Genomic DNA, 6,550 nt, shown 5'->3' on the forward strand with positions numbered 1-6,550 from the left:
GCCAGGGGGACCATCGGGCACATGTGCTCGGGCCAACCACGAACGGTCAGCCCGAGCAGCCCTGCGTGGGCCGGGGCGTCGCGAGGGTACGGCGCCAGCCGGCCTTGTCGGTCAGCTACGGGGCGGGGATTTCCCTGATGAGGCGCGAGTCCCAGTCGCACCAGTACAGGCCAGGCAGGAAGGCGCCGCCGGCTTCGTCGGTGTGCTCTTCGACGTACGGGATGTTCGCGTCACAGACTTCGATGGCCTGGTCGAAGAATTCCGTAATGTCGGGGTTGTTATGGTAGCTCCAGCGCGGGTTATAGGGGGCCTGCCGCTTGATAATCCGCGTGAGCACGTGGGGGCGGTCGGTGGTCTCCCCGCTGACGAGTTCCCGGGCGTGCTCGATGTCCCCGGGCTTGGTCAGCTTGATGACGAATTCCTCCCGCGTGTGGTCGGTCATCACGAAGTACGCGGCGCTCTCGGCGGCGACGTGGCCGGGCTGGCTGCTGAGGGTGTTGGCCTGAGTGGGCTGCGCCGTGGCGAAGGCCAGCACGCCGACGGCGGCCAAGCCGGCCGCCTTAATGAGCACGCGTCGCATGAGGGTTCTCTCCTTGGTTACGGGCGTCGTGCACGTCACGACTAGTTACCAAGTGGATTGAATCAGTAACATTGAGTAAACATGCTGAGGGCGCGCTCGACTTTTCCGCATATGCCAATGGCCTCATGCTGCCGCTGCTGCTTTGGGGCATCGCCACCGTCCTCGGCAAACCTTGGCCGTGCGGCACTGGCAAGTTCGCGTTGAGGTGCGGCACACGGCGCCCCACTCGGGCCGTCTCTGGGCCGTCCGAGGGTGCTCAACGACGACCAACGCTGACAACCATCGACGGCTAAGTCGCAGGTCGCAGCGTTGATCGATTGCAGGGGTGCAGCTCGGAGACCCGGCCTCGCACTTCTTCGGCTACTGACCAGAGCCGACCGTGCTGCTCACTCGGTCCCTGAGCTACTCCAGACCAAGCTGCCTGATAGCTAGGCAAATTGGTGGCAGGCCACGCGAACTCGGTCGTAGCATCCAGCCCATGAGCGACGAGAGCAGCAGCATCCGCGCGCGTAACCCCTTCTTGGAAGCCTTGGGCCGGGTAACCATGGCCGGCGCGCAGCTCGATTCCAGCCTCCATCATCTCGTCAGTGCGCTCACCCACGAACCAACCTTGATCTTCCACTTGCACGACGCTGGCACAGACAAGCTCATCCAGTTGTGCGAGCTAGCTCTCACCGTCTACCCATTTGAGGAGGGTGACATCGTCGAGATCAAGGCATGCCTCAAGCGGGCCGACAAGCTTCGAATCCGGCGGAACGACATCGTGCACTCGCTGTACATGCAGGAAGAATCCGGTGAAGGCCTGGAAGCCATGAAGCCGATCAAGAGGTCGATCGGGTTCCACGTCACCCCCATCACGCCCGAGGCGATGGAAGCTGTCGCCGATGAGATCGAGGTACTTCGCCACGACTTGTTCGTCGTCGGATGGAATGCAAGGGCTTCCGAAAGGGAGGGAAATCAGCGCATCCCGTCGCGTCAGCCCGGCCAGAAGGTAAATGGCGTCGTCGCCAGCAGGCTGGGTAGCCCCTGAACGCGGCGAGCATAGTAGTTACCGACCTTTTCGGGTTGCCTTCGCGTGGTGGCGTATGTCTGTGCCACGCGGTTTGCGGACGGCGGCCCTGACTGTCGAGCGGCGGCCTGCGCCGTGAAGGAATTGGGCCGGAAGCCGGGGAGGTTCGAACGACTACACGGCGGCGCAATGACTCGCTGCCGCAGCCACGAATGAGTCCATTGCCGTCCTCGACTCCTCTGCCCGTTGCGTCAATTCCACCTCCTCTGAAGCCTCCTCGATGATGATGGAGGCCTCGAAGGCAACCATGGCCAGGTCTACGACCGAGGTTGGAACACCTGTAAGCCTGACCCGTAGAAGGCAAGCCCTACTCGCCGAACGAGCTTCGAAGCAAGCGTCCTTGGCCTCCCGGTAGGTCTCGTTACCGGTGCCGTAGTCCCTCCTGGTGGACCAACGCCAGATCTGTCGGCGGCGTAACTCCACCAGCGCCTCGGCGAGATCGCAAATGGCCGCCCGCTGCTCTTGCCTGTGACGCTCCTGGTGGGCAAGCGCAGCGGCACGATCCGTATGGCGTCGTTGTAGGACACCCGTCACTATGGACCCGCCTAGCGTCCCCATGACAGCGATGAGCGCGATTAGCACTGCCTGCATAGCGACCAGTTCAGCAGCACTCGGCCCTTCTGGCGAGACCGCGACACCAGACGGCTGCGCCCGTGCCAGACACGTGCCAGATCCTGCGGGGAACCACGGGGAATGGCGGGGACCACACGGCCGAGCAGATCGGCCCGGCTAGTGCTCAGGCACTGGTCAGTACAGGGATCACCCGTGGAAGACCTAAGCTTCCCAAGCTGATGGCTTGGCGGGACTCGCTGTCCCCTGATGGGTCCCCTCGCCTTGATCGCTTGAGGGTGGGTACGGTCAAAGTCGTGTCTGGTGCGCGCGGGTTGGTCGCCCGTAGGCGTGCGCCGGTTGATCGCGCGCGACTAGGGGAGCTGGTACGGGCATGGCGGTTGACGCTGCTCGGGGTTCGGAAGAGGGCTTCACGTCGGCGGGGGCGACGCAGGTGATGGTTGCCGCGTGCCGGGCTGCGGGGCTCGACGACAGAGGCGCGGAGTTGATCCGGCTCGGAGAGAACGCGCTCTTCCGGCTCGGGTCGGTTCCGGTGATCGTACGTATCGCGCGGTCGGTTGAGTACCTGACGGCGGCTCGCAAGGAGGTGGCCGTGTCGCGGTGGCTGGCCAACGAGGGGTTCCCAGCGGCCCGTATCGTTGAGGATCTCGAACAGCCTCTGATGGTCGACGGGCATCCAGTGACCTTCTGGCATCTGATCGTCGAAGAGGGCAGACCTGCCACGTATGGGGAGTTGGGCGGGGTCCTTCGTGATCTGCACGCACTGGTGATGCCTGATGGTCTGGAGCTGCCTCGATACAGCGCCTTCGGGCTCTCGGACTTGCGGCTTGAGCGAGCCGCGGGGGTCTCGGAGGACGACCTTGAGTTTCTTCGCAAGCGAGGGGAGGAACTGAAGGATCGTTTGGCGGAGTTGCGGTTTGGGTCACCGCTAGGGCCTGTGCACGGCGATGCGCACACCGACAACCTGATGGTCGACAAGAGCGGGGTCGTGCACCTCATCGACCTGGAGAACTTCTGTGTTGATCATCCTGAGTGGGATCTCGAAGTGGCTGCGCATGAATACCACCGTCTTGGGTGGGTGACGGATGAGCAGTACGCCGGCTTCGTGGGCGCCTACGGCCGTGACCTGAGGGAGTGGCTCGGCTTCGCGACGCTGTGCGCGATCCAGGAGTTCAAGATGACAACGTGGCTCATGCAGAACGTGTCCGAGGGGGAGGACGTGGTTCAAGAGGTGGGCCGGCGGATTGCGTCGCTGCGTGATGGTGCCGCTCCACGCAACTGGCTTGCGTACTGAGAGGCGGGCTACTCACTCGTCCAAGCTGGCCAGCGCCTCGGCAACCTGCTCGTTGAAGCGGGTCACGACGGGCACTCCTGCGTGGGTGCTGATCTCTTCTTGGAAGTCGGTGACGTAGCGCAGGAACCGGGCCGACTGGAGTGATTCGCCTGCCTCGACTGCCTGGCTGGCAGTTCCGGTGGCGCTGTCCAGATCGCCGTTCAGTAGGTGGCTCTGTGCGAGCACAATGCGGCAGAATCCTAGTGTTCGGGCGTACTGTGGGTCAGTTTTGGCGACGGCTTGTTTGGCGAATCGGAGAGATTCGACAGGGCGTTTGAGGTCGCGGAAGCAGTGTGAGAATTCCCCGATCAGTTCTGCTTCGTTGAAGTAGGCGAGCCATTCGGGGTCTTCGGATGCATCGGCCTTCTCGAAGTGGCGTTCTGCCTCGTTCATGGCGCGGGATGCACCAGTGAGGTCCTGGGCACTGGACAGTGCGCGGGCCTCGTGAGCGGCGTACATGGCTTTGGCGCGCGGCGTGGCGCTCGTGCCCTTGGCTCCCTCGACGGCGAACCTGGCCAGTTGGACGGCGCGGGAGGTGTATCCAAGGTAGTTCGCCTGGTGGCTGAGGTTGGCGAGAATGGATGCCCCGAACATTCGGTCGCCGGTGACCTGGGTGAGTCGTAGCGCGGAAAGTAGGTAGCGGTTGGCCAACGCGTGATTTCCGATGTCGTAGGCCATCCACCCGATTACCTCGGCAGTTTCCGTAGCCACAGTGAAGAGGGCATGGCCTACTCTTTCCGTGTAGTTCGCATTGAGTAGAGGTAATACATCGTCGCGGAAGTAGTGCCGTAAGGCTTTGTGCCCGTGGCCGCCGCCGTACAGGAAATCCAGACGCATGAACATTTCGGTGGCGGTGCGGATCGCGTGCACGTCGCGCATGCTGGCGCGCTGCGAGGTGGACCTGTCGGCCTCTACGCCGCCGGGGCGGGTGATCATCCATGACAGGACTGCGGCGCTGAGATCCGTGTCCGAGATCGTCAGTTCGCTGTTCGATGCACTCTGGGACTGTTCCTCGGTGAGTCCTTCCAGCACGGACAGTGCCTCGGACAAAGCGACGGGATAGGCAGCCGGCTGCGGTGTGCTTGCCTCAGCCTGGCCGAACAGTCCAAGATCGCCGGGAGCGATCCGTCTCCCGAGCTTTGCACTGAAGACATCGGCCATAACCCCGGCAGCCTGTGCCCGGATGCCCGTCCCGTCCCGCCAACGCTGGACGGCGACGTGCGTGGTGCCCAGGTCGATGCCACGTTGTTGTGCAAGATCGCGCATCCGCTTGGCGAGCCCCTTGTTCGAGACTTCAGCCTCGGCCATGAGAGAGATCAACTGCGCGTTCGGTTCTCGGTTCATGCTCCCCTGCCAACCCGAGAATGGCGACGAGTGTCCATCGTGGCACAGCTCGTGAACCCCGGGGGGTTCACTTACGAACCCCCCTTGCCTTTGCGGGTGTTCATATGAACCCCCAAGTGAACGCTCCCGGTTGGTCGGCTCGCGCCGTTCACTGTTCGGCACGGAGCGACGGGCTACAGGGCTCGTCGGCAGTCGGCAGGGGACGCAATGGATGCTCGGCAGAGCAAACGCGGAGCGAACATCCCGCGGGCGGTTTCGCTGCGTGGAGCGGCGCAAGATCCCTCGGCGGGGCACTTCCGGGCGCTGACGCTCTTCGACGAGTCCACCGGCACGGCATGCGCCGCGCGAAGCATGGTGAGTGCCTGCCTCCGGGACTGGGGGCTCGGCCACATGGTCGACGATGCCCGCCTTGTCGTCTCGGAGCTGGTTGGCAATGTCGTGCACCACGCGGTGCCGGACGACTGCCTGACACGGCCCGATGCTGCGCGGCGGATCGACGTTTTGGTGAAGGCGTGGCCGGGATGGCTGTTCATCGGCGTCGCTGATGAGGATTCGACTCCGCCTGACCTGCCGGTGGGTGAGTTCGTCTCGCCGGAGCTGGTGGGTGACTTCTCGGAGGCGCTGTTGCCGGACCGTGGGCGGGGGCTGCTGATTATTCAGCGGCTGGCCGATGCGGTGTGGTGGTCGCCGAAGGGTCCGGGAGGCAAGACCGTGTGGTGCCGCTTCGACCTCGGCGGCAGGACCTAGAGATCTCCGGGCCGTACCCCTGTTTTACTCCCACGCGATCGGGAGTGATGGCGGCCCGGAAATCGGTCGGAGTCTGACCTCTCCGGCCGCATGGGGCGCGGCCCCTCGTACGACCCGGGGGCTCCCCTCCCGGGAGGGGCCGCGCTTCACAACCTCATACCGAGACCGGACCACCCCCGCGCCTGGACAGCAACTGGGGTGGTCCGGGAGGGGACTCAGCGGTCCCCGGTGCCTGATGGTACCGGGGTCGTTGCTCTGCGTTCTGCCCTGGGCCAAAGGAAGTTGACGAACCATTACCTAGATCAGGGCAGAGGTGGGCAAGGTGACTGGCTCGGGTGAGGACTGGCTGAGTGACGGTCTCGACGTCGGGGGCGCGGGCTGCGGTCTGTGGGTGTCGGGTGTCGACTACATCGCGGGCTGGCGTGCGGCTCGGGAAGCTGCGGACCGGTTGAACCGTGCTCTTCTCGGTGCGGGGTTCGAGCTGTCGCAGGTGCGGGCCGTTGCCTCGACTGACGAGAACGGGCGGGGCGTCGTGCGGGTGGCGGGCCGGCTTGACGTGGTGGACCGTCTCGCGGTGCTCCTGGAGGCTACGACCAGGGGCAAGGGCGGCGCGGCATGAGGCGCCTTTTCACCGGTGAGTGGCGCGCGTGGGCACGTCGTCGGTCGCTGAGACTTTGGGCGGTAGCTGCCATGGGGCGAGTGAACAGGGGGCCTTACGCTCGCCAGCGGATCGGGCAGTCCTTGGAGCTGCCCGCAACAGCCCGATCGGCCCCCTGTTCTTCGAGGCTCGCCCCATGGGAGCTGCCTAAAGTCCAAGCCCGGGAAGTTAGGGGCTGGTGCCGTTCGTCAAGGTGATCCTTGGTGTGATGGTGAATCTCGTAGTGATGCAGCGTTTTGCCCAACTCTT

6 protein-coding genes are annotated in these 6,550 nt (G+C 64.3%); 4 read left to right on the forward strand and 2 right to left on the reverse strand.

Annotated features, from left to right (window positions below; genetic code table 11):
• Positions 1 to 115: 115 nt before the first annotated feature.
• Positions 116 to 580 (reverse strand): calmodulin-binding protein, encoded by a 465-nt coding sequence (locus ACFYW8_RS43770; protein ID WP_389093430.1) that lies wholly within the window; start codon positions 578 to 580, stop codon positions 116 to 118.
• A gap of 478 nt (positions 581 to 1,058) precedes the next feature.
• Between ACFYW8_RS43770 and ACFYW8_RS43775 the strand changes: the two genes are divergently transcribed.
• Both ACFYW8_RS43775 and ACFYW8_RS43780 read left to right on the forward strand, forming a co-directional pair.
• The gene (locus tag ACFYW8_RS43775; protein ID WP_389093435.1) at positions 1,059 to 1,610 is read left to right on the forward strand and encodes a hypothetical protein; all 552 of its coding nucleotides are present in this window, start codon (positions 1,059 to 1,061) and stop codon (positions 1,608 to 1,610) included.
• Between the two features lie 982 nt (positions 1,611 to 2,592).
• The gene (locus ACFYW8_RS43780) at positions 2,593 to 3,513 is read left to right on the forward strand and encodes an aminoglycoside phosphotransferase family protein (RefSeq protein WP_389093439.1); all 921 of its coding nucleotides are present in this window, start codon (positions 2,593 to 2,595) and stop codon (positions 3,511 to 3,513) included.
• A 12-nt stretch (positions 3,514 to 3,525) separates the two neighbouring features.
• On the opposite strand, the gene ACFYW8_RS43785 is transcribed toward ACFYW8_RS43780, so the two are convergent.
• Entirely contained in the window at positions 3,526 to 4,896 is a 1,371-nt protein-coding gene (locus tag ACFYW8_RS43785) for a sporulation protein (protein ID WP_389093443.1), read from the reverse strand.
• Positions 4,897 to 5,103: 207 nt separating this feature from the next.
• On the opposite strand from ACFYW8_RS43785, the gene ACFYW8_RS43790 reads away from it, so the two are divergent.
• Together ACFYW8_RS43790 and ACFYW8_RS43795 are read left to right on the forward strand one after the other, a co-directional pair.
• Entirely contained in the window at positions 5,104 to 5,643 is a 540-nt protein-coding gene (locus ACFYW8_RS43790; RefSeq protein WP_389093445.1) for an ATP-binding protein, read from the forward strand.
• A 322-nt stretch (positions 5,644 to 5,965) separates the two neighbouring features.
• Positions 5,966 to 6,262 (forward strand): hypothetical protein, encoded by a 297-nt coding sequence (locus tag ACFYW8_RS43795; protein WP_389093448.1) that lies wholly within the window; start codon positions 5,966 to 5,968, stop codon positions 6,260 to 6,262.
• Positions 6,263 to 6,550: the final 288 nt, after the last annotated feature.

The organism is Streptomyces sp. NPDC002742, from assembly GCF_042888885.1.
GTDB lineage: Bacteria > Actinomycetota > Actinomycetes > Streptomycetales > Streptomycetaceae > Streptomyces.

Excerpts from the sequence above, each read along its gene's own strand:
- ACFYW8_RS43770 (WP_389093430.1), bottom strand. The coding sequence starts at position 580 with ATGCGACGCGTGCTCATTAAGGCGGCCGGCTTGGCCGCCGTCGGCGTG.
- ACFYW8_RS43775 (WP_389093435.1), top strand. The coding sequence starts at position 1,059 with ATGAGCGACGAGAGCAGCAGCATCCGCGCGCGTAACCCCTTCTTGGAA.
- ACFYW8_RS43780 (WP_389093439.1), top strand. The coding sequence starts at position 2,593 with ATGGCGGTTGACGCTGCTCGGGGTTCGGAAGAGGGCTTCACGTCGGCG.
- ACFYW8_RS43785 (WP_389093443.1), bottom strand. The coding sequence starts at position 4,896 with ATGAACCGAGAACCGAACGCGCAGTTGATCTCTCTCATGGCCGAGGCT.
- ACFYW8_RS43790 (WP_389093445.1), top strand. The coding sequence starts at position 5,104 with ATGGATGCTCGGCAGAGCAAACGCGGAGCGAACATCCCGCGGGCGGTT.